This window comes from Dactylosporangium cerinum, from assembly GCF_042653625.1.
Taxonomy (GTDB): Bacteria; Actinomycetota; Actinomycetes; order Mycobacteriales; family Micromonosporaceae; genus Dactylosporangium; species Dactylosporangium cerinum.
The window spans coordinates 22,861-45,442 of the sequence record NZ_JBHSIU010000071.1 but is presented as its reverse complement, the minus strand read 5'-3'; the positions used below and the strand labels follow the sequence as shown (position 1 = coordinate 45,442).

20 protein-coding genes are annotated in these 22,582 nt (G+C 69.2%); 12 read left to right on the top strand and 8 right to left on the bottom strand.

What is annotated here, in order from left to right; genetic code table 11:
• Positions 1-22: 22 nt before the first annotated feature.
• The 3 genes from ACFPIJ_RS47060 to ACFPIJ_RS47050 form a co-directional block, all read right to left on the bottom strand.
• The gene (locus tag ACFPIJ_RS47060; protein WP_380126016.1) at positions 23-2,542 is read right to left on the bottom strand and encodes a sensor histidine kinase; all 2,520 of its coding nucleotides are present in this window, start codon (positions 2,540-2,542) and stop codon (positions 23-25) included.
• A gap of 506 nt (positions 2,543-3,048) precedes the next feature.
• The gene (locus ACFPIJ_RS47055; RefSeq protein ID WP_380126015.1) at positions 3,049-4,092 is read right to left on the bottom strand and encodes a helix-turn-helix domain-containing protein; all 1,044 of its coding nucleotides are present in this window, start codon (positions 4,090-4,092) and stop codon (positions 3,049-3,051) included.
• A 156-nt stretch (positions 4,093-4,248) separates the two neighbouring features.
• Positions 4,249-5,457, bottom strand: coding sequence for a helix-turn-helix domain-containing protein (locus ACFPIJ_RS47050; RefSeq protein ID WP_380126014.1), 1,209 nt, complete (start codon positions 5,455-5,457; stop codon positions 4,249-4,251).
• Positions 5,458-5,529: 72 nt separating this feature from the next.
• Here ACFPIJ_RS47050 and ACFPIJ_RS47045 point away from each other — a divergent pair, with 72 nt between their 5' ends.
• The 8 genes from ACFPIJ_RS47045 to ACFPIJ_RS47010 all read left to right on the top strand — a co-directional run bounded on the left by ACFPIJ_RS47045 (position 5,530) and on the right by ACFPIJ_RS47010 (position 13,452).
• Positions 5,530-6,246, top strand: coding sequence for an HAD family hydrolase (locus tag ACFPIJ_RS47045; RefSeq protein WP_380126013.1), 717 nt, complete (start codon positions 5,530-5,532; stop codon positions 6,244-6,246).
• A 14-nt stretch (positions 6,247-6,260) separates the two neighbouring features.
• Complete coding sequence (locus tag ACFPIJ_RS47040) at positions 6,261-6,527, top strand: hypothetical protein (protein ID WP_380126054.1); 267 nt, start codon at positions 6,261-6,263, stop codon at positions 6,525-6,527.
• A gap of 205 nt (positions 6,528-6,732) precedes the next feature.
• Positions 6,733-7,833, top strand: a complete 1,101-nt coding sequence (locus ACFPIJ_RS47035) for a DegT/DnrJ/EryC1/StrS family aminotransferase (RefSeq protein ID WP_380126012.1) — start codon at positions 6,733-6,735, stop codon at positions 7,831-7,833.
• The gene (locus tag ACFPIJ_RS47030; protein ID WP_380126011.1) at positions 7,823-9,106 is read left to right on the top strand and encodes a hypothetical protein; all 1,284 of its coding nucleotides are present in this window, start codon (positions 7,823-7,825) and stop codon (positions 9,104-9,106) included. The genes ACFPIJ_RS47035 and ACFPIJ_RS47030 overlap by 11 nt, the downstream gene beginning before the upstream one ends.
• Complete coding sequence (locus ACFPIJ_RS47025) at positions 9,103-10,014, top strand: NAD-dependent epimerase/dehydratase family protein (RefSeq protein WP_380126010.1); 912 nt, start codon at positions 9,103-9,105, stop codon at positions 10,012-10,014. Before ACFPIJ_RS47030 ends, ACFPIJ_RS47025 begins: the two co-directional genes overlap by 4 nt.
• Positions 10,015-10,091: 77 nt before the next feature.
• Positions 10,092-11,717, top strand: coding sequence for a carbamoyltransferase family protein (locus ACFPIJ_RS47020; RefSeq protein WP_380126009.1), 1,626 nt, complete (start codon positions 10,092-10,094; stop codon positions 11,715-11,717).
• Positions 11,714-12,880: an NAD(P)/FAD-dependent oxidoreductase gene (locus ACFPIJ_RS47015; RefSeq protein ID WP_380126008.1), complete on the top strand. Its 1,167-nt coding sequence runs from the start codon at positions 11,714-11,716 to the stop codon at positions 12,878-12,880. The genes ACFPIJ_RS47020 and ACFPIJ_RS47015 overlap by 4 nt, the downstream gene beginning before the upstream one ends.
• A gap of 47 nt (positions 12,881-12,927) precedes the next feature.
• Positions 12,928-13,452 (top strand): NUDIX hydrolase, encoded by a 525-nt coding sequence (locus ACFPIJ_RS47010; protein ID WP_380126007.1) that lies wholly within the window; start codon positions 12,928-12,930, stop codon positions 13,450-13,452.
• A gap of 9 nt (positions 13,453-13,461) precedes the next feature.
• Here ACFPIJ_RS47010 and rfbB read toward each other — a convergent pair whose 3' ends face one another.
• Positions 13,462-14,451, bottom strand: coding sequence for a dTDP-glucose 4,6-dehydratase (gene rfbB, locus ACFPIJ_RS47005; RefSeq protein WP_460494969.1), 990 nt, complete (start codon positions 14,449-14,451; stop codon positions 13,462-13,464).
• Between the two features lie 417 nt (positions 14,452-14,868).
• Between rfbB and ACFPIJ_RS47000 the strand changes: the two genes are divergently transcribed.
• Complete coding sequence (locus ACFPIJ_RS47000; protein WP_380126005.1) at positions 14,869-15,270, top strand: VOC family protein; 402 nt, start codon at positions 14,869-14,871, stop codon at positions 15,268-15,270.
• Here the strand turns inward: ACFPIJ_RS47000 and ACFPIJ_RS46995 are convergent.
• The 3 genes from ACFPIJ_RS46995 to ACFPIJ_RS46985 are packed head-to-tail and all read right to left on the bottom strand — an operon-like array spanning position 15,267 to position 17,661.
• Positions 15,267-16,229, bottom strand: coding sequence for a helix-turn-helix domain-containing protein (locus tag ACFPIJ_RS46995; protein WP_380126004.1), 963 nt, complete (start codon positions 16,227-16,229; stop codon positions 15,267-15,269). The two genes, ACFPIJ_RS47000 and ACFPIJ_RS46995, sit on opposite strands and share 4 nt — an antisense overlap.
• Positions 16,226-16,909, bottom strand: a complete 684-nt coding sequence (locus ACFPIJ_RS46990; protein ID WP_380126003.1) for an HAD family hydrolase — start codon at positions 16,907-16,909, stop codon at positions 16,226-16,228. Before ACFPIJ_RS46990 ends, ACFPIJ_RS46995 begins: the two co-directional genes overlap by 4 nt.
• On the bottom strand, positions 16,906-17,661 hold the full coding sequence (locus tag ACFPIJ_RS46985; protein ID WP_380126002.1) for a TauD/TfdA family dioxygenase: 756 nt from the start codon (positions 17,659-17,661) through the stop codon (positions 16,906-16,908). The genes ACFPIJ_RS46990 and ACFPIJ_RS46985 overlap by 4 nt, the downstream gene beginning before the upstream one ends.
• Before the next feature lie 117 nt (positions 17,662-17,778).
• On the opposite strand from ACFPIJ_RS46985, the gene ACFPIJ_RS46980 reads away from it, so the two are divergent.
• Both ACFPIJ_RS46980 and ACFPIJ_RS46975 read left to right on the top strand, forming a co-directional pair.
• Positions 17,779-18,216, top strand: coding sequence for an NUDIX hydrolase (locus ACFPIJ_RS46980; protein ID WP_380126001.1), 438 nt, complete (start codon positions 17,779-17,781; stop codon positions 18,214-18,216).
• A 188-nt stretch (positions 18,217-18,404) separates the two neighbouring features.
• On the top strand, positions 18,405-19,460 hold the full coding sequence (locus ACFPIJ_RS46975) for a helix-turn-helix domain-containing protein (RefSeq protein WP_380126051.1): 1,056 nt from the start codon (positions 18,405-18,407) through the stop codon (positions 19,458-19,460).
• A 281-nt stretch (positions 19,461-19,741) separates the two neighbouring features.
• On the opposite strand, the gene ACFPIJ_RS46970 is transcribed toward ACFPIJ_RS46975, so the two are convergent.
• A complete protein-coding gene (locus ACFPIJ_RS46970) occupies positions 19,742-20,101 on the bottom strand; it encodes a histone-like nucleoid-structuring protein Lsr2 (RefSeq protein WP_380126000.1) in 360 nt (119 codons plus the stop codon).
• 742 nt (positions 20,102-20,843) lie between these two features.
• Between ACFPIJ_RS46970 and ACFPIJ_RS46965 the strand changes: the two genes are divergently transcribed.
• The gene (locus ACFPIJ_RS46965; RefSeq protein ID WP_380125999.1) at positions 20,844-22,325 is read left to right on the top strand and encodes a tyrosine-type recombinase/integrase; all 1,482 of its coding nucleotides are present in this window, start codon (positions 20,844-20,846) and stop codon (positions 22,323-22,325) included.
• The last annotated feature ends 257 nt before the right edge of the window (positions 22,326-22,582 follow it).

The window sequence follows — 22,582 nt, the reverse complement described above, 5'->3', positions numbered from 1 at the left end:
CGCTCCTTATGGGATGTGGCTGTCAAACGTTCGACGTCGGGCGGATGTGCGCCCCGGCGCGGCTGTTGCGGGCCAGGCCCCGGCCGTAGGCGGCCAGGCTCGCGGCCACGGCCTGCGGGTCGCGGTACTCCGCCGCTGGCACCGCAGGCTGGCCGCCCAGTTCGACGCTGCCTGGCACCAGGTTGGCCATCGGGTTCCGTTGGGGCAGGCCGGTACGGGTGATCGCAGCAACCGCCGGCTGTGCCGCCGCCGCAGCGGCCTGCCAGCCGGTGTCCGCCGTCATCTGCCACGGTTCGGCCGGCCGTGGCACCGGCTCGCCGTCGGCGTCGACGGCCGGGGCCGACGCCGGAGCCGAGACGAACCAGCTGCCCTGGACCGCTTCGAAGATCGGCAGGCGTGTCTCCACGGTGTCGGCGAGGTCGGCTGCTGCCGGTCGCGGCCCGGCCACGGGAATACTGGGCGGTCCGGTGGCCGGTCGGGGCTGAGGCACTGCCGCCGGTCCGTCGACCTGGAACAACGGTGCCGCCGGTGGCGCGCTCGGATCACGCCGCTGTGCACCCGCAACCGGTCCAGCGCCCACAGCACCGCTGACGCGAGCACCGGTGAGGGCCGCAACCGGAGCATGGCCGCTGTCCAGCGCACGCCGTGGCGTCGTGCCGATGGTGAACACGTGCACCGGCACGGTGACGTCGACGATGGTGCCGGGCTGGCCCGGGCGGAGCTCCACCCGGATCCCGTGGCGGGCGGCAAGCCGACCGACCACGGTCAGGCCCATCGCCCGCACCGCCGCCAGGTCCAACGGGCCACGGTCGGATGCGAGGCGCTCGTTGAGGGCACGCCGCCGGTCCGCGTCGATGCCGATACCGGCGTCGACGATCTGGACGACCACCCGATCGGTGAGCAACCTGGCCGACACGGTGACCGCCGCCTGGGAGTAGCTGCAGCCGTTGTCCATCAACTCGGCCAGGAGCTTCACCAGGTCGTCCACCGCCGCGGCCCGAATGGCGACCAGGTCATCGGTGAACCCGAACTCGATCCGCGTGTACTGCTCGACCTGGCCCTGCGCAGCGCGCAGCACGTCGATCACCGGCTCGTCCTGGCGGCGGGGACGCGCCGACGCACCGCCACCCAACACCAGCAGGCTGTCGTTGGTCCGGGTCAGCAGCGCGGCCAGATGATCCAGGCGGAACAACTGCGCCAACCGGTCCGGGTCCTCCTCGCCGCGCTCCTGCCGATCCAACTCGGCAAGCAACTGCCCGGCCAGTCCCTGCCCACGCCGGGCCAGGCTCTCGAACATCGCAGCGATACCGACCCGGGTGGTTGCCTGTTCGGCGGCCACCCGGACCGCCTCACGATGCACCGCGTTGAACGCCGCACCGACCTCAGCCAGCTCGTCGCGGCCACGCACGTCCACCGGGGCAGGGGTGCTGTCGGCGAACTGCTCCGGAGTCAACCCGCCCAGCACCTCATGGTCGGCCAGCCGGGCCACCTCCGCGGGCAGCGTCTGGCGCGCCACCCGCCGGGCGGTGTCCCGCAGCCGCCGCAGGCCACGGATCATCGGCCGGCCCAGCCACAACGCCAACCCGATCACCGCCCCCACCGCAGCCAGCACCGCGGCGAACTCCACCGCAGTCACCCAGCGCTGGTCATCACGCAGCCGCGTCACGTCGGCGACGATCTCCGCGCCGATGCGAATCTCCACCTGGTGCAGCTGCTCGATCCGGGCGCTCATCGCCGACGTCCACCCAGCGCGGTCCAACCCCAGACGGGCACCCGGACGGATCCGGGCGACGGTGTCCTCCAACCGCTGCGCGGCGACCACGTCATCGCCGGTCAGCGCGCCGTCCAGCCACTCCAGCCACTGCGGTGCCGCCAACGCGTCGAACGTCAGCGCCGCCTCCGCGTAGCCGGTCCGCGCAGCGGTGATGTCCTGATACGCCGCCGGTGTCAGCTGCTCCGACTCCGTCGCCCGCAGCGCCGCCACCTGCTGCAACCCCACGAACTCCGCCGCCCTGGACAGGGCCGCCGCCGCGCGGATGCGGTCAGCGATATCCGCCGGGGCGCCGCCGGCCTGCGCCATCGACTCACGGTAGGAGACAAGGTCAGCAATCAAGATCCGGTACGCGAACACCAGCGCCGACGCGGCACCCTTGCCCGAGGACACCCGCGCCCGCAGCGCGGCAAGCTGCCCGATCCCGCTGTCAACCTGGTCCAGCAACCGCTGCATGCTGCCCGGCACCTGCGACAGCTGTGACTGCGCGCCACGGAACCGGTCAGCCGCCGCATCCGTCGCCGCGGCCTTCTGCAGGTAGGCGTCAACGGCCCCGGTAGGCCGGCCGACCAACGCCTCAACCGCAGCCACCCGCTCCGCTTGCAACCGAGACACCAGGTCTCCGGCAGCCTCGCCGGCAACCACCAGCGACCGCAGCCGGTCAGCCCGCAACGCCTGCCCGCCCGCGGACACCAACGCCAACCCGGCGAAGGCGACCACAGCGACCAACGGCACCACAACCAGCACCATCAACTTCCCAGTGATCCTCATGCCTGCCGTCTCCTCACCGGCGCCAACCGCGGGCGCCGTGCGAAGCGCCGCGCAGCCGTGCATGCGGCAGCGGCCCGGTCGGACAACCCGCCGTGCAGCCGGGCCGTTCGCGGCTTGAGATCCACGCCGATCGTGAAGCACTCGTCGATCACGCCACCGTGGACGAGGTCACTCGCCTGCGCTGCCAGCGAGCCACAGACCGAATCACACCCCGCCGCACCCCGTGCCGCTGCACCTCCCGGAGCTGTGCCGGCATCAGCGGAGCGGCTGTGGTCGACCGGGCCGGCCTCGTCGGTCAACGTGCCCCGTCGTGTCTCAACCGTCATGCCGGATCCCGCTCGTCAGCACGTCAACTCGGGTAGAGAACTGCACATGCCAAGGCCGGCCCGCCGCCTGCAGCGCATGCGTCCCGAGCCGCTGACCCGGGCACGGCACCTGCTGTCGACGACCAGCCACGCATGCACCGTCCGCCGTAGTCCGGTGCCAGTGCCGCAGCGCGGAGCCCATCACCGACAGCGCACGGTCGTCGCCGCTCGTCCCGGTGGACGTAGCCACCCTCGCCTCCCCTGTGCCCTGATGGAGCAAACTGCTCGGGCTGTTCGCGCAGCCCGCTTGATTGGTGTTCTGCATCTCGACCGCCGGCCCGATGTGGGCGGATCACGGCTGGCGCCGCCGGCCACCGCAGCCATCTGCGAACGGCAGCCGGCGAACGTCTCATATGCCGCGCCACGGCCTTGAACGCATTCATTCCCGCAGATCTCGACCAGGCACGAAAGGGTGCAGCGTGGTACAGCGCTCGCGCGCGCCGGTTGTACCCGACCATCGGTCCTTCGACGTCGAAGTTCACTGCCGCCATCGCCTACTGGCCCGGGCCGATGTTGACCGTTGAGGCCGTGGGGCTGTGCACCACACCGCGCCCCAGGGGTACGCCCCGATGGTCGGCACTTGCGTACACACTCGCCGACGTCCATTTGGTCGGCGAGGCCGTCGGCACGCCAGACATCGGGGCGGTACAAGCGGCGGGGCGCGCGGTTATGCCACGGATGAGCGCCGCGCATGCTGCGCCTGTACGGTGGCCGGCGCATCCGCGCCGCGGAAGGTCGCGGAGCGGGCCGCCGACGCAGAAGCCGACGACCGTCGCGGTGGTCAGGAAGCCGTTCCAGCCGGTCGAGCCGGTCGGCGAGGGCCCGGTCCGAGAGTTGCCCAGCACAGGTGCCGGCGACAGGACCGCCCCCCATCCGGTGATGCCTCGTCGGGACCGTCGGCACGTGATCGGCTGCAGCGGCCGACATCCATACGGCGTGCAGTTGCCCAGCCGCGTCGAGCGCCGTATCGGCCGCACGCGCGAACGCGTCGGTGGCCCGCCGGTAGCCGTTCTCGACCAGATTGACCAGCGAGCGGGAGTACATGACCTGTTCCGCCAGCGCCGCCTGTGACAGCCCGCGGGTCATCCGCCACCTTCGCAACGCCTCGGCGAACGTCACCGCTCCCGACTCGGACGACGCCGCGGACGACGTACCGCTGGTCCCGGTGCATCCCGTCCTGTCCATCGCATCCACCTCCTCACGGCCATGAACCGCATCACCCGGCCGACCGGCGACCGGTCGCTGGCGCGGAACATCGGTGACCGTACGCACGAAGGTGGATGGGTTGAGGCACGGCGAGGGAGGGACACTGTCAGTGCCCCTCGGCCGCCTACGGGCGGGTTACGGTGTCAGACCCGCGGCGTCGAGCAGGGGGTCGAGGTCGGCGCGGATCGACGGTGTGCCACGGGCGCCGAGCTGCCGTAGGGTCTCGCGGGCGATCGGGTTGTAGCGCAGTTCGTCCCGCGAGTCGTGCAGAACGCGGCCCATCATGTGCACGGCGGCGACGGGGTTGTCGCGGCGGACGTAGCAGCGGGCGGCGTCGATGTGGAAGGTGAGGCGACGCTCGACCGATGCGGCGTGCCGGGCGTCGGTGCGTTCGACGAGGTCGAGAGCCTCGCGGGTGCGGCCGAGCTCGATCGCGGTCGAGATGCGGTGCAGGGCCACGTTCGTCGGCCCGAACACCATCCGGTGATGGTTCGTCTCGCCAGTGCGCGCGGCGATCGCCGCTGCGGTGTCGAGCAGGTTCCGGGCGTCCTGGGCGTCGTCTTCACGGGCGGCCTCGGTCGCACCGAGCAGGTGCAGGCCACCGAAGACGGCAAGCCGCGCCGGCGTGGGACTGTCGCCGACCTGGGCGTCGAGGTCCGTGATCGCGTTACGGACGACGCTGCGGGCCTGCTCGGTCTTGCCCTGCGCGGACAGGATCATGGCGAGGTTCCATGCCGCCGCGCCGGCCAGGTCGGGATCGTCGGCGTCGAGAGCACATGCGACCGCCCGGTCGGCGACAACCCAAGACAGGTCGTACTCGCCGACCCGTTTGGTCCACGTCCGGGCCAGCTGATAGACGGTGCTGGCCAGCGCGAGCGCCTCCCGACGCTGCTCGCCGGCGGACGTGTTGACCTGCGCCTGCGCAAGGCGGATCACCTCGGTGAGGTACTGCCCGACCGCGTCGTAGCGGAAGCTCGACGGCTCCTGCCACGTACCCCATGCCCGGCCGACGAGCCGCCGCAACCCCTCCAACCCCACCGGTTCGGTGCCGTGACCACGTTCCAGGACAGCGGTGCGGACCGTGTCGGCCGCCGCATGACCGCGCCGACCGTCCGGCAGCATCGACATCGGCACCCCGGTCAGATCCCGCAGATCAGCCACGCGCAGGATCTGCGCGAACAGCACCAGCTGCGCGAAGCGGGTCACGGTCCGCGCGCCGGACTCGATCTTCTTCATCATGGACAGCGAGATACCGGCCAGGCCGGCGAGTTCCTCCTGGGTGAGGCCACGGCGCAGCCGATGCTGGGCGATGCGCTGCCCGATCGCCCACTCGTCGATCTCCATGCCGCCACCCCCATCACACGTCCGGACCGGCTGTACCCCTGCAAGGTCGGCGCAGCCTGGCAGACTCGAAGGATGATCGCTTCTCGGTCCGGCCGTCGGCTGATCCTCTGGGATATCGACCATACGCTCATCGAGACCCGCGGCGTGGGCGGTGACCTGTACGCGAACGCCTTCCACACCGCCACCGGCGTCCGGATGGTGCACAAGGCCGAGGTGACCGGGCAGACCGAGCCGTCGATCCTCACCGCGACCCTGCGCCTGCACGGCATCGCCGAGGACGAACCGCACCTGTCCCGGTACACGGCGGCGCTGCCGGCCGAATACGACCGGCACCGAGCCGAGCTGGCCGAGCGTGGCCGGGTCCTGCCCGGCGCGCAGCCGACCCTCGCCACGCTCGCCGACCGGCAGGAGCTGGTGCAGTCAGTGCTGACCGGCAACCTTCGCGAGGTCGCGCGGATCAAGCTCGAGGTATTCGGCCTGGACCGCTACGTCGATCTCGACGCCGGTGCCTACGGCGACGACGACACCGACCGGCCAAAGCTTGTCGCCATCGCCCAACGCCGGGCGATGGCGAAGTACGGCGACGTCTTCGACCGCGACAATACCGTCGTAATCGGCGACAGCAGCCACGACATCAACACCGGCCTACGGGGTGGAGCCCACGCCGCAGGCGTCGCCTCGGGCAGCGAGTCGGTTGAGCAACTGCGCGCTGCCGGGGCTCTCGTCGCTTGGCCGGGTCTCACCGACACCGCCGCGATCGAGGCGTTCCTACTGTCCCCGCTGGCCTGACCAGGCATCGTGGGATGACCGAGGGCGATCAGATCGTGAGCTGCGTCGACGTACCCGACGGGACCGGTTTCGAGGCGCTGATCTTCGCCTGGGACGGCACCCTCGTGGACTCCCGCGAGGTCTGCTACCAGGGGCTGGCTCAGACACTCGCCGACGTTGGCGTCACTCTGCGGACACCACCGGGCCGCTGTCTGGTCTACGCCGACGCCGGCGTCGCGGCGGCCCGGGCTGCCGGGATGACTGCTTGCAACGTGCGGACCGGTCAGCTGCTGTACCGGTGATCTTCCGGCCGTGCCGGAGGTCGACGGGTACACCGCAGTCCTCGCACAGGTGTACCAGCGGATCATGAAGGCGGCGCGCCTGTATCCACATACGTTGCGGACATGACGCCACCGCAGTGCATAACCCCGCAGCCTCATAGCACCCGCGTCCGTCCATCGCTCACCACCAACGCTGCGGCCGGTACTACTGAGCGGGTCACCGGCCGTGGATGAGATCGCTGCGTTCACGGTGCAGTTCCCGGATGAGGTCGCCGAAGAATTCCTCCGGCGAGCGGCAACGGTGCTGCAGACCGGCCGGCTGATCCCCGGGACGAACAACGCCGAGTTCGAGGACCGGTTCGCGACGCTGGTCGGCGCCGCGCATGCGGCAACAGTTTCCTCGGGTACGGCGGCGCTGGAGATCGCGCTGCGTGTCGCGGAGGTGAAGGGCCGGCCGGTGCTGGTGCCGGCGAACACGAACTACGCGACGGCGGAGGCGGTGCTGCGGGCGAGGTGCCGCCCGGTGTTGTACGACGCGGGCCAGTACCCGGACATCGCATCGATCGGCGCCGCATGGACCCCCGAGGTCGCCGCGGTCGTGGTGGTGCACATCGGCGGCTACCTCACCCCGGAGCTGGTGCGCATCCGCGCCTGGTGCGACGAGCGCGACGTCCTGCTCATCGAGGACGCCTCGCACGCGCACGGCGCCGAGGTGGACGGGCAGCGGGCCGGCACGTTCGGGCACCTGGCCGCGTTCTCGCTGTTCGCGACGAAAGTCCTGACCACCAGCGAAGGCGGGGTCCTGACCACCGGTTCCAGCGAGTGGGCGACGGCGGCCCGGCGGCACCGCGACCAAGGCAAGGCCGACGATGGGCTCCACCACGTGGTGTTCGGCAGCGCGTGGCGGATGTCGGAACTGCACGCCGCGCTCGGCGTCGCCCAGCTCCTCGGTTTCGAGGCCACCCGCACCCGGCTCACCCGGCTCGTCAGCCGATACCTCGACGGCATCAACCATCCGTCGGTCCTCGTGCCGCACCTGCCGACAGCCGGCTGCAGCGGCCACAAGTTCATCGTCACCACCGCCGACGCGGCAGCACGGGAGTCGCTGCACCGGCATCTGGCGGCGTGCGGAGTGCAGCCGGGCAAGGGCGTGTACGACGTGCCGTTGCACCGGCAGCCCGCTCTGGGCCTCGGCGACCAGGGGCCGTTTCCCGCTGCGGAGCACTTCGCGGCGACACATGTGTGCCTGCCGCTGTGGCACGGACTCAGCAACGACGAAGCCGACCGGGTCATCGAAGCGGTCAACGGGTGGCGCCATGACGGCTAACACCCGCGGCGTGTGGGCTCCGGCGACCCTGCTGGCGGCATATCTGGCACGGGTGGACTGGGCGCGGGTCGCGGTGCTGGACACGCCCCGATACGCGCCGGACTACCTGCCCGCCGAGGTCGCCGACCGGCTGCCCTGGGAGCGCTTCCGCGACACCGCTCCCACACTCGCGCAGACGCCGGTGCCCGGCACGGCACTGGAAGCGCTGGTGGTGCCCAAGACGGTCACCTGGAGCGACCGAGACGTCAACATCTTCGTCGGTGATCCCCGCGCTGCACCGATACGGTCGATGCTCGACCTGGATACGGCAGCGTTCGTCGCGGTCTTCGGCTGGCACGTCGCAGTCGCACTGCGGATCTCGGCAGTACTGAGCCGCGACGTGTACGTCACCCACGGGTTCAACCCGATCGACACCGCCCCGGACGCGCACTCGGTCGCGGCGAAGTTCCACACCCACATCCACATTCCCGACCTGACCCATCGGCGGCCGGTGCGCCAGGGCGACCTGACCCACTTCGAACGGCTGGCCTTGATCGAACCGTGCGCGAGCATCACGACCGACCTGGTCCGGCACTGGTGCACCACCTGCAGGTCGACGGACTCGCCGACGGTCGGCCGGTGGATCGTCACGGCCGGGTTCGGCTACGTCAGTATCACCACGCCGCTGGACGGGAGCCTTGACGAGGATCTGCGCTGCCTGCACGCCGTGCTGACCGTCCTGCACAACCGCTACCGCGAACTCGTCGGCGTCTTCACCGACGGGCAGGTGGAGCAGGCCACCGGGCATTGCCGACTCGTGCCGCTGCCGCCAGCGGAGCGGCTGCGGCGGCTCGCGGCGTTCGAGGCCACCTCACCGGCCGGATGGTCGGCCGAGTCGCTGGCGGTCCTGCACCACCTCGCCCACCGGCTCGTCCCAGCCGCGGCCCGCGACACGCCGCGCTCCACCCGCATCGCATCGGCCGCCCAGGCGTGGCTGGCCAAGGGACTGTCCGGCGCACTGAATCTCGTCGTGCCCGCCGACGGGTCGACGCTGCGGATCGACTTCGCACCCCGGGTCATCAGCACCTCCGGCGCGACCAAGGTGATCTCGGACGGACCGACGCTGATCCGCAAAGCCCAAGGAAGCGCCACCGCCGGTCAACGGCAGCGGCTGCGTGACTTCGAACAACGTGTCGTCGCCGCGACCAGCGGCACACCAGCTATCCCATCGCAGGGAAGGAGCCCGTCATCAGCAACCTCGTCATCCCCGGCGCGGCCGGCTTCATCGGCGTGAACCTGCTGCAACGTCTGCAGACCCGCCCCGACATCGCTGGCCGGTTCGACACGATCGTGCTGGTCGACCCGCTGCAGTACGGCGAGCAGAAGATCCCACCGCGGCTCCTCGCCGACACCCGGTACCGGTTCGTGCAGGGCTCGATCTACGACCCGGCCGTCGCCGGCGACGTCATCGCGGCCGGCGACACGGTGCTGCACCTGGTCGCCCCGGTCAACAGCTTCACCGCCCCCCAGACCACGACGGCCGACGACCCGCCCAGCTACCTGCAGCACCTCGCCGACCGACAGATCGCCCGACTGCTGTTCCTGTCCACCGCCGACGTCTACGGCGACAACGACGCCGACGATCTCCACGAAAGCGACCCGGTCCGGCCCAGCACCATCTACGCCGCGGCGAAGGCCGCGTTCGAGGCATACCTGTCCGCCGTCCACGCCATGCGAGGCCTGCCCTACGTGGCGTTCCGGCCGGTCACCATCTACGGGCCGCAGCAATACCCCGGCTGGCTCATCCCACGAGTCATCACCCAGGCCCTCACCGAACAGTCGATCACCCTCACCGGCGACGGCACCGTCCGCCGCGACTGGATCTTCGTCAGCGACGTCTGCGACCTGCTCCTCGCCGCCCTGCTCCACGACAGCGACGACATCCACGGGCAGGTGTTCAACATCGGCACTGGCACCGAAGCCGACGCGCTGACGATGACCCGCCAGATCCTCACCGCCGTCGGCGCCGACGAAACCTTGATCCGGTTCGTACCAGACCGGCCGGGCGACATCCGCCGCCAAGTCACCAGCGCCGCCCGGGCGCGGCACACGTTCGGCTGGGCACCAGCGGTGCCGCTCGCCGACGGGTTGGCCAACACGATCGCCTGGTACCGGGAACACCCCGCGCCGCCACCCGCCTGACCCAGCCGGCCCGGGCGACCGGGCACCTTCAACGAGCAACCCTTGCGCGGATCACCGAGCTGGAAGGGCACCCCGTCATGTACATCCTCGGCGTCCACGGCAACCTCGGCAAAGCCGAACACGACCCCGCCGCGGTCCTGCTTTGCGACGGCGACATCGTCGCCGCCGCAGAGGAGGAGCGCTTCGTCCGCTCCAAGCACGCGGTCGGACTGATGCCCGATGCCGCGATCCGGTTCTGCCTCCAGCAAGCCAAGATCGGCATGCGGGAGGTTGACGTCGTCGCTTTTCCGCGGGCGACGTGGTCGGACTTCCCGCCTCGCCTGGAGGCGTACCTGCAGTACACGTTCGGCTTCGCCCCGCCCGTGGAGTACGTCGACCACCACACCGCGCACGCCGCCTCGACGTATCTGATCTCTGGATTCGACGACGCGCTCATCATCACCGCCGACCAGGCCGGGGACGGCACCTCCTGTGCGGCGTTCCGCGGCCGCGGGCCCGAACTGGAGTTGCTGGAGGCGGTGCCGTTCCCGGACTCGATCGGCCTGTTCGCCGCCCTCGTCACCCAGTATCTGGGGTTCCGCAGCAACCACGACGAGTACAAGGTCATGGGCCTGGCCCCGTACGGCAACCCGACCATGGACCTCACCGGACTGCTGCACACCGCAGGCGGCCTGCCACGCCTCGACCCGCGGGTCCTGCACCAGACGGTCCTGCAGCGGCATCCGGTCTTCCACACCGACCAACTGCCGATGTTCGCCGCCGACCAGCTGCTCGGCCTGCCGACCCGGCGGCTGCCGGACGGCGAGCTCACCGGCGCGCACCGAGACCTCGCCGCAACCGCCCAACAGACGATCACCGCAGCGCTGCTGGGGTTCGTCGAGCGGCACCGCACCGGCATCGACCAGCGGCTGTGCCTCGCCGGCGGCGTCGCCGAGAACTCCGTCGCCGCCGGCGCGATCGCCGCCACTGGCACGTTCGACGACGTGTACGTTGCCCCGGCCTGCGGCGATGCCGGCACCGCGCTTGGCGCCGCGCTGCTCATCGCCGCGCAGCACGGTCACCGCCCCGCACGCCTCACCCACACCCAGCTCGGCCCGTCCTTCACCGATGGGCAGATCGGCGACGTGCTGCGCGAGTGCGGGGTGCCCTACGTCGAAACCGCCGACCCGGCGGCCACCGCAGCCGACTTGATCGCCGACGAGCAGATCGTGGCCTGGTTCCAAGGCCGGATGGAGTTCGGGCCCCGCGCGCTCGGCGCCCGCAGCCTGCTCGCCGACCCGTCCACCGACGCCATGCGCGCCCAGGTCAACCGGATCAAACGCCGCGAGCAGTTCCGCCCGTTCGGGCCCTCCGTCCTCGCCGAACACCTCCCCGACCTGTTCCCCACCACAGTCGAGGCGCCGTTCATGTCGTTCACCCTGCCGACCAAGGACCCGGCGCCGATCATCGCCGCAACCCACGTCGACGGCACCAGCCGCCCCCACACCGTGCCTGACGACGGCACCCTCTACCGGCGGCTCGTCGAGCACGTCCATGCCCGCACCGGCACACCGGCGGTGCTCAACACCAGCCTCAACAGCGGCTGGGAACCCATCGTCGCCACCCCCGAACAGGCCCTGGCGTTCCTGTACTCCAGCACCGCCGACGCCCTCGTCATCGGCCCGTTCCTCGTCACCAAACACACCAGCAAGGAGCGCCGGTGAACAGCTACGACACCATCGTCGTCGGCGGCGGCATCGCTGGCCTCCTCACCGCCCTGCGCCTGGCTCGCGCTGGGCAGGCCGTCGCGCTGCTGGAAGCCGACCAGCTCGGCGCCGGCGCCACCGTCGCCAACCACGGCATGCTGCACTCCGGCGCCCTCTACGCCAGCCGCCACCCGCACGTCGTCGCCAACTGCCGCCAAGCCCAGCCCGCCTTCACCACCCTGCTCGCCGACGCCGAACTACCGACACAGCCCGCTGTCTACGTCGTCCACCGCGCCGACGACTTCCGCGCCCACCTCGACCAGTACGGCATCGCGCACCAGCCCGGCACCACACACGACCTCGCCGCCGACACCAGTGACGGCACCGCCTACCGGCTGGTTCAGGTTGAGGAGCGGGTCTTCTCGTCCCGGCGGATCGTCACCATCCTGGCCGGCCAAGCGTTGGCTGCCGGCGTCGCCGTGTGCACCGGTGTCACCGTCCAGCAGATCAGCCACGAGTCCGGCAAGGTCACCGGCGTCGCCCTGTCCACCGGCGAGCGTCTCACCGGCCGCACGGTCGTGGTCGCCGCTGGCATCGGCACCGCCGCCCTGCTGCGCGCCTGCGGCAGCCGCGACAGCGACCTGCTCAAATCACGGCTCGACATGATGATCCACCTACCCGCCACCACGATCCACCAAGGCCTGATCTTCACCGAGCTGCACCGGCCGATCCTCATGCCCGCCCGCGACGGCGGCACCCTCACCTCATACTTCGGCGGCACCCAACCCGACATCACCGGTCGCCGCGCATACGCCGTCGACCTGGACAAGGCCACCGCGCTGCTCGAACAGACCCGCCGCGCCTGCGCCCACGGCGTCGTCGACCCCACCGGCGCCGTCGCCTACGTCGCCGGCAAGACCGACTACATCGGCACCGCCCACGCCGAACACGGCCGGATCAACCCCGGCTTCCACGTCATCCACCACGAAGACACCGACGGCATCCACGGCCTGCACACCGTCATCACCGGCAAGATGACCCTGGCCTTCCACGCCAGCAAAACGGCTGCCGACGCCATCCTCGGCACCGACCTACCGCTCGCCATCACCCCGGCCCCTGCGAGTCGCGTCCCGCAAGGACTGGTGGCGATCGAACCGTGGGCGCCGGCCAGCCACCGGTAAAGTCAGTCCTTGTGCAAGACCCCGAACGGCCGATAGTTGCCACCTCGGTGCGGCCGGTCTACGCCAGCCGCTGGTGGCAGGTCGAGGAACACGACGTCGTCCACGCCGACGGCACGCCCGGCATGTTCAACGTGCTGTACTGCGGCGACGGCGTCACCGTCCTCGCAGTCACCAGCGACGGCGAGCTGTACCTCATCCGGGAGTACAAGTACGCCATCAGCCGGCACATCCTGCAGCTGCCCAGCGGCGGCGTCGACGACGGCGAACAGCCGCTGCAGGCAGCGGTGCGCGAACTGCTCGAGGAGACCGGGCTGGCCGCCTCCACCTGGACCTCGGCCGGGATCGTGCATCCCTATCCGACCAACGTCGCGGCGACCGTGCACCTGTTCATCGCCCACGACGCCCGGCCCGTCCAGGACCCCGAGCCGGGCATCGACCTGCTACGAGTCGACCGGGGCACCGCGCTCGACCTGATCGCCAAGCATGAGGTCACCCACGCGGCGTCGCTGGCGTGCCTTCTGACCTACCTCCTGCACAGCGCCAGCGGCTCGCCGCCGACCAACGGCGGCTGAGCGGCTAGGTCAGCGGCCGAGGACCTGGTACTTCGCCTCGGTGGTCTCCTTCTGCGGCTTCCACCACCACTCATTGGTCCGGTACCAGTCGATCGTCGCCGCCAGCCCCGCCGTGAAATCGCCGTATACCGGCGCCCAACCCAGCTCGGTGCGCAGCTTCGTGGTGTTGTTCGAGTACCGCAGGTCGTGGCCGGGCCGGTCCGGCACGTGATCGTAGGCGTCCGGCGCCTCGCCCATCAGCTCCAGGATCAGCTCCAGAATCTGCCTGTTCGACCGCTCATCACCGGACCCGATCAGATAGGTCTCGCCGAGCCGGCCGCGGGACAGGATGGCGTGCACGGCGGCGTTGTGGTCGTCGACGTGCGTCCACTCCCGCACGTTCACCCCTTCGCCGTACAACTTCGGCCGCTGCCCGGTCAGCACGTTGGTGATCTGCCGCGGGATGAACTTCTCCACGTGCTGGTACGAGCCGTAGTTGTTCGCGCAGTTCGACAGCGTCGCCTGCACCCCGAACGAGCGCGCCCACGCTCGCACCAACATGTCCGAGCTGGCCTTCGAGGCCGAGTACGGGCTCGAAGGGTCGTACGGGGTGTCCTCGGCGAACTGGTCCGTGCTGTCCAGCGGCAAGTCACCGAAGACCTCGTCGGTGGAGATGTGGTGGAACCGGCCACCGTGCCGCCGCAGCGCCTCCAGCAGCGTGAACGTGCCGATGATGTTGCTGCGGATGAACGGCCCTGGGTCGTGCAGCGAGTTGTCCACGTGGGACTCCGCCGCGAAGTGCACGACGATGTCCGACTCCGCGATTAGGCCGTCGACGACCTCGGCGTCGCAGACGTCGCCGTGGACGAACCGGACCTGGTCCTGTACCGGCGCGAGCGTCGTGCGATCACCCGCGTACGTCAGCGCGTCGAGCACGACGACCTCGTACTCCGGGTGGTGGTTCGTCGTGTAGTGAACAAAGTTCGCACCGATGAATCCGGCACCGCCGGTGACCAGCATCCGAGTCATGCCTAGGCATCCTACGGAAGCCGGTCTCCCCGATTCGCCTGCGCGCCCATGATCCCTCGGTACAGTTTCCGGCCGGTACCAAGCCCTGGACGCTCTGGGCATGTGTCCGCCGCATGCTGTGCCCGTCCGGCCCACGCCACGTTGGCTACCCGTCCAACCCCGTCAAGCGCAAAGTCAGCAACACGTCGTCAGCTTTTGGTACACCTTCGTGCGTTAATCGGCTGGCACTCAACGCGGCCGGCCTCGCCCACCAGGTCTACCGACCCGACGCCGGCCTCTCCATCGGCGTCGCCGCAGCCATACCGACCGAAGCCTGCACGCGACTGCAATCGCTCGTTGCACCGTACAGCTACACCACGTCCCGACCCGGCACCGACCACCGATCCGCGTTCGTCAGGGAGCACACCGATGACCAGGTTGCATCACCTCGCGCTCACCGCAGCAGACCTCGCCGCCAGCGTCGCCTTCTACGACCCGTTCCTCGCCGAACTCGGCTACCAGCGCAGCGGCGGCCTCGAAAGCCCCCTCATCTACCTGGGCGACGGCCCGGAGATCCTCGTCTACCGCACCGAAGGCGACGGTGCCGGCCGCAGCCGGCATCAGCATGGCGCTCCCGGACTGCAGCACCTCGCCTTCGAGGTCGACGACCCTTCGGCAGTCGACGCGGCGTTCCGAGCGGCAGTTGCCGCCTGCGGCACGGTCGTCTACGCACCGCGCACGTATCCCGAGTACGCCGACGGGTACTGCGCCACCTTCATCGAGGACCTTGATGGCTCCCGGTTCGAGGTCGTCAACATCCCGAAGTCCTAGGCAGGGGGCGCGCGTCCGTCCCGCCCGCGCGGACGAGATCGACGCGTACGCAGTCGCGCCGCCGCCTTCGCGGGTCCCATCGCGCGGGGCTTTGGAGTTCGATTACGCAACGTTAGGCTTGGCCAGCTTGGCGGCACCGATCCGCGACATGTCTCGGCCGACGGCTCGTCACGATCGGGTGAGGCGGTCGCAGCATGCTCGGGGGAATCGTCCTGATCTCCAGTCGCCGACTGCTGGCGATGTTCGGGAGCTGCGAGCTGGTACCACTCAGCAGCTCGGTCCCGGTGACCGAGCATCAGCAGTGCGTCTGCGGACAGCGCTGCGAAGGCAGCGAGGACGGCCGAGACTCGCTCGGCGTCGTCCATGCGCAATGGCTGTCGCAGTAGCGCACCAGCGTCGGCGGCGCCGAGCGCCGACGATGACAGCACCTCTGTCCAACCGACCGTCTTGCCGGCAGCAGCGGCGAGATCCGCGCACCGCTGCTCCAGCGCAATGACGTGATCGTCGGCCGCGACCGGGCGGAGTTCGTCTCGCAGCACGCCCTGCAGGTCGTCAATCGCTGTCAACCAGGCCGTAGGCAACTCGCCGCCAGGCAGCTCCAGGGTGACGCCCCGAAGACGTCCAGCCGCCGTTCCGATCCTCCCGCGGCGGCCCGCGGTCAGACGTCTCGCGGCATGTGACTGAGCGTCGTGAGCGCGAGATCGCTGAATCGCGTCATAGGCCTGCTGGAGTTCACCGTCGGCGTTCAGGGCCGCTTCTGCTCGTTGAACGAACGCCGCGCTCGGTGCTCGAAGACCCCGTTCAACCAGCGCCACGTACTCACGGCTGAAGAACATGGCGACACTCAGGCCGAGTTGGGTAAATCCATGCCGGCGTCGCAGCGACCGCAGCCGCGAGCCGAACGCAACGATCGTGGACTTCTGCGTGCAGGACTGCGTAGTCACGGCGACGGCGTTCATGGCGAGGTCCGTGGCGCTACCTCAGGTGATCCGGCTCGTTCCGCGAGGACCATCTCGACGAGCTCCGTCAACCCACTCGCGACGAACGCAGCTGCTGTGCGGACCTTCGGCTCGTCGTGCCAGAGGTACCCCCAGGGCCCCCTGCGGATCAGCGCGGTTCGGACACCCGCGTTGCAACCAGCGAGCAGGTCATGGTCGCGGTGGTCGCCGACATACAGCAGACCGGCGCGGTCGGTTGGTGCCATGGACACCACTCGGTCGAAGAAGGCAGGGTCAGGCTTTCCGACCCCCCACCGCGCCGACGTTGCGATCGCATCTGCGGGCAATCTCAGGCTGTGGAGGAGTTCGCCGACTCGTGCCGTCTGGTTACCGGCGATCCCGACCCAGACCCCGGCATCGCGCAGCGCGGACAGCGCTGGCCGCACATCCACGTAGAGGTCGGCCTCGTCGATGGCCTGCCCGCAGCCGGCCGCTTCGCGGGCTGCGCGTTCATGCTCAAGGTTGAAGTCGTGGCGGAAGTAGGCGAAAGCTTCTCGGTTGTCCCTGCCCGAGGCGCCGACGGCGCCGACGACCGCTGAGAACGTGTGTCGTCGGACGCCAAGCCAGTCCGCCCAGGCGTTCCATTCTCGCGTGTCGTCAAGGAGCGTTTCGCCGATGTCGAACACCACAGCGTCGATCATGAGACTCTCGCGGCGGGCACTGGACTTGGGAACCCTGCCGAAATGCTAAATCGATCGTGCGGCTCGCCGAGCAGGCGATACATGATTCGGTCCCCGGTAAAGGCGGACCGTCCGTGTAGCCACCGCGTGTTGGACAGGGCGTAGCCGGAGCCCGGTCGGAGCCGGATCGTGATCATGAGGTCGGTGAGGACCTTACGGAGGTCCGGGAGGCGATGCGCGAGCACCGGTGAGAACTGCGCGAGTTCGTCGAGGCGCAACCGGATACTCATCCGGGTGTCGGCGACGGTGAGTACCGATCCGAGGTGCCCAGCCGCACCGCCAAACAGCACGCTGCGCGGTGCGCACAGCAGCGCCAGCAACTCCGGGTCATGCTGGGCGAGCTCACGCACGAGCTCGGCACCGTCAAGCAGCTGGCATGCACCTCCGGCGCTGGCTGCCGACGCGCAGTACAGCACCATCAGGGCCGGAGGGTGCTGCCGTGCGGACGACTCCGTGTGGAGGCTGAGCTGGCGATGGCCGAATCCGAGGTTGCCGGCCCGTTCAGCAGGCGCGCCTCGATCGTGGATCATGGTGACGCCGTCAGTGTCGCTGTCGCGGTGCCGGTACACCGTCAACGCACTCTGTGCGAAGCGCAGTAGGCCAGGCCGGCCGGCGACACCATCGAAGGCGGCGGCACCCTCGTCGGCGACCACCGTCATGAGCTGGTCGATAGTGGCGGGATCACCCGGGTCGAGCTGGCGATGCGTGATCATGGTTCCACCTCGTCTTCGGCAGGGTTTAACCCTTGCCGCTGGAGCAGGTGCCGATCAAGTGACGGGTTGTCAATCGGGGCGGCGCCGTGACGGCCCGGTGGCGTGCTACGGTCCGCAATGACCGTCGATTCGGAGGACCTCGTGTATCGACCGCACGCTTTCCCTGTATCGGTCAAGGGCGTCTGCGTCCGGGATGGCCAAGTGCTGCTGCTGCGCAATGAACGCGACGAGTGGGAGCTGCCCGGCGGCAAACTGGAACTCGGCGAAGATCCGTTGGCGTGCGTTGTGCGAGAAATCGCCGAGGAGACCGGCTGGACGGTCACCGTCGGGGCGATTCTGGACTCCTGGCAGTACCACATCCGCGACGACGTCGACGTGCTGATCGTGACGTACGGGTGCAGCGTCGACGCAGACTCGCCGGTCCAGGTCAGCAGCGAGCACAAAGAGGCTCGCCTGTTCAACCACGACGAGGTCGCCGCGTTGCGCATGCCGTCCGGGTACCGCCGCTCGATCGACGACTGGTTCAGCCGCCTCGATGCCGCGGTGCACGGCTAGGACCCGCCATGCGCTGCCGAGCATGCGGCACAGTACTGGACGGATCGGCGTGGGCGGCGCAATGCCCGGCCTGCCACGTATCAGCGGGCACCGCTCTTGACCTGCGAACCGCCACGTCCTCGTCGCTTTGGCTGTGGACGAGCGACCATGCCCAGGCCGCGCTGGCAACAGGCAAACTCGGCGTGATCATGCGAGCGTGGCGACGTGCCACCGGCACCGACCAGCACGTTCTCGCCGAGCGACTCGGGTACGACAAGTCGTACATCTCGATGATTGAGTCCGGTCGCCGCGACGTCAACGACGTCGCCGGCCGGCTGCGTATCGCCCGCTCCCTCGGGGTCCCAGCCCACCGTGTCGGCGTGGTCGACACCGACAGTCCCGACTTCGTCGCCATGCTGCAGTTCGCTGGGTCGACGATCCGGCTCGCGGTTCTCGCGCGCCAAGCCGGCCAGGCCGCAGCCGCGATCAACGAGCTGTGGCCCCTTGTCGCTCGCCTTGAGGCCCGTGCTGCAGATGGCATGATCGAACGCAACATCCTCCCCCTGCTGGTCCGCGCACGCGCCGAGCTCGGCGTGTCGCTCGGCTATGTCCTGCCGGAGCAGAGGCTCGGATTTGCGGTGCGCTGGACTGGTCGCGCACTGCGCATCGCCGCCCACCTTGACGATCCCGATCTGCATGCGTTCTGCCTGCGCACGCACGGCAACGAGCTGCGGAAGGCGGGACGAAGCGCTGCTGCAACCGTCCGAATCGCTCAGGCCGTCGCGCTCGACACCCCGCAGCAGCGCAGCCCGGCGCTGCTACAGCTCGCGCGGGTCGCAAGGGACCCCGCAACGTTCGATGCCACCTTCGACCTGCTCCAACGCAGCCGCGATGCGGGTCCGGTTGACGATCCGATGGTCACCGAGACCGCGATGCTCGAAGTGCGGCTCAGAGGGCTGCTGAGCACCGGTCGCGCGCACCTCGCCGCGGACATCATCGACCAGGCTGGATGGCCGCCAGGCATCGCCTCGCCGCAATGGCTCGTCATCGGTGACATCACCGTCGCCGAGGTCATGTTCTCCGCCGGCAGCACCGCGACGGCGACACCGCTGCTCGAGCGTGCGATCGCTGCAGCTACTCGACTGCGGTTGCCGCATCAGATCCAGCGTGCTCAGCGCGTCGCCCAACGCCATCACCCAGCGCTGATCACCCACGCTGCTCAGGCGCTGCACAGCCTGCATGGGGGTCCAGACCTCATCGGCTAGCGAAATTGGCGTTTGAGCCTTGGCACAGCTCGACGCCGACCAGCACCGACCGGTCTGAACCCTTCCGAAACAGCGGATCACTTTTCGAACACAACAGGTCCACATTGGACAAACGATAAGAGGTGGTTGATCTACGTTTCCGCAGTTCAAACGCCTCTTGATCTTGATTGCCCGAATGGACTAGAACCCCTAATCTTCTGATCCGTAGTCAGAAGGCCCGCTGACGCATCCCACGGCATGGCAGCGCAGTCAGCTGTGACGCGACACGGCCTCGCCGGTCCCTAGCGGCCGCCTGCGGCTTGGTAGCGGTCGATGATGTCCTGCTTGATCCGACCGCGCTCTGACACTTCAATGCCCTGCTGCTGTGCCCATTCCCGAATCGCGCGGTTCTGGTCTCGGCTGCCACGACCGGTGGCAGCGGGCTGGGCGCTGCGTCCACGGAAGCCGCTGGGCACAACGCCGCCACGGCCAACCTTCGTGCCTGCCGCGAGATATGGGGCGAGCGCAGCACGGAGCGCGGCGGCGTTCTTACCGGACAGGTCGATCTCGTACTGCACTCCGTCGAGGCTGAAGGTAACGCTCTCATCGGCCGGCTTGCCGTCGATGTCGTCGATCAGCTCCTGGATTACCCGTCGAGCCATGCGCCGCCCTTCCACACATACGTCCGGTAGCTACTTCTGGCGTCCAGGCGCTGCCGAGCCGCTGATCACCGTGTCTCTCGCAGTTCATTCGAACACGAATCATTCCACACTTGCTGCCATCGAATCGTGCGGCAATGCAACTCCGCATGGGCCCAGGCCGCGTCAGCGACGACACCGCACCCCAGCCGCAGGGACATCCTCGGCCGCGGCGTTCGCGACCTCGCCCTGCCTATCGGTGTCGGTCCTCCAGCACCCCACGACCTCACCCGGCGTCGACATCCCCATCAATCAACGCGATCGCAGACGAAACGCCGGCGATCGCGTCTGTACCGTCCAAACCCGAATCCTGAGGAGCGCACGACGCGTGACCCCCAACCACTCCCACAGTTCCATTCACCCCACCTCCGCCGCGTGGACCGTTGAACGGATCCACGCGCTCGGCGTCACCACAACCCTGAGCACCGCCGCATCGGTACTGCAGATCAGCCGATCCGAGGCATACCGCCTCGCCGGGAACGGCGCCTTCCCCGCACCCCTCATCCGGGCCGGGACCCGCATCATCGTCCCGGTCGCCGGACTCCTACAGCTCATCCAGCCGCAACCCACCGACCGTCCACCGATACCCGATCCGCGACGACTTGATCCCAACGGTGAACCGAGCGTAGATGCAAACACCACACCCACCAGCGGATTCCGTTCGCCGGCACCAACGCGACCGCCTCGATCACCCAGGAGAAGAACAGTGAAGGGAACCACCTTCAAACGCTGCGGATGCCGCAGCACCGACACCCGCCGACGACTCGGCCAGTCCTGCCCCAAACTCCGCCGGCCCGATGGTGGCTGGTCTCGCAACCACGGCCAATGGCACTTCCAGATCGAACTCCCCGCCCGCGCCGACGGCACCCGCCGACCACTACGGCACGGCACCTACCCCACCCAGACCGCCGCCGACGACGTCCTCGACCAGATCCGCGCCGCCCTCGCCGTCCCCGACCCCACCGACCCGCACACCACCGTCAAGACCGGCGACCTCATCGAAGCCGCCGTCGACACCGGCGCCCCGATCCCCACCCCCGACCAGCTCCGCCGCGCCCTGCACCTGGACATCACCCCGGACCAACTACCGACCGTCGCCGACTACCTCACCACCTGGCTCGCCGGCCGCAGGACCATCAAGCAGGGCACCGCCCGCAACTACGAGAGCCACATCCGCCTGCACCTCAACCCCTACCTCGGCCACCTGCGCATCGACCGGCTTCGGCCCACCCACATCGACGCCATGTACGACGCCATCGACGAGCGCAACTCCGTCATTGCTACGCTGCGCGCCAGCCGCGACTCTGCCGTCCGTGACCGGGTCAAGGGCCAACGCGTCGTGAGCGCGGCCACCCAGCACCGCATCCACGCCACCCTGCGCAAAGCACTGAATGACGCCATGCGCCGTCACCGGTACATCGACACCAACCCCACCCTCATGGTCGAACTCCCCCCAGTCCGCGCACCCAAGCCGACCCTCTGGACCAACCAGCGCGTCCGCACCTGGCGCGACACAGGCAAGGTCCCGAGTCCCGTCATGATCTGGACCCCCGAACAGACCGGACGGTTCCTCGACCACACCCACGCCGCTAACGACCGCCTCTACGCCCTCTACCACCTCGTCACCTTCACCGGCCTGCGCCGCGGCGAAGCGTGCGGCCTGCACTGGGACGACCTCGACCTCGACGCCCACACCCTCACCGTGCGCTGGCAGATCGTCCAGCTCGGCTGGGCCACCAGCTTCGACACCCCAAAGACACGAGACAGCGAAGCCGCCGTCGCCCTCGACGCCGAAACCGTCGCCGTCCTGCGAGCACACCGAGCCCGCCAAGACCGCGACCGTCTGGCGAAAGGTCCCGCATGGCCCAGGACCGGCCTCGTCTTCACTACACCAACCGGCGAACAGCTGCATCCTGCCGACGTCACCGATCACTTCCGTCATCTCGGCGCCCAAGCCGGCCTACCACCTATCCGCCTGCACGACCTGCGCCACGGCACTGCCACGCTGGCCCTCGCCGCAGGCGTCCCGATGAAGGTCATCTCCAAAGGGCTCCGCCACTCAAGCCCACATTTCACCGCCAAGCACTACGGCGACGTACTACCCGAACTCTCCCACGCAGCTGCCGAGGCCACCGCCGCCATCGTCCCCCGCCGAGGCACCAACAACGCAACGACTCGCACCGCCTGAACTCCGTCCGCGAACGTCGACACACGGCTCACCTGGCAGCGAACGCCTCGATCGCGCAGTCCGATGGCTACGCGAACAACTCGAAACTTCGACATCCGCGACATCGGCGAGCTCCCGTCCCAGATTTGCCGATATTCCCACCGCGGCAGGGAGCGCTGGACCTGGCGGACATCGCAATCCACCCAACCGAGACGACACGGCAACGGCGCTCAGGCTCGCAGACAAAGTGCAGGTCACCTGCCACGCCATGTCGCACG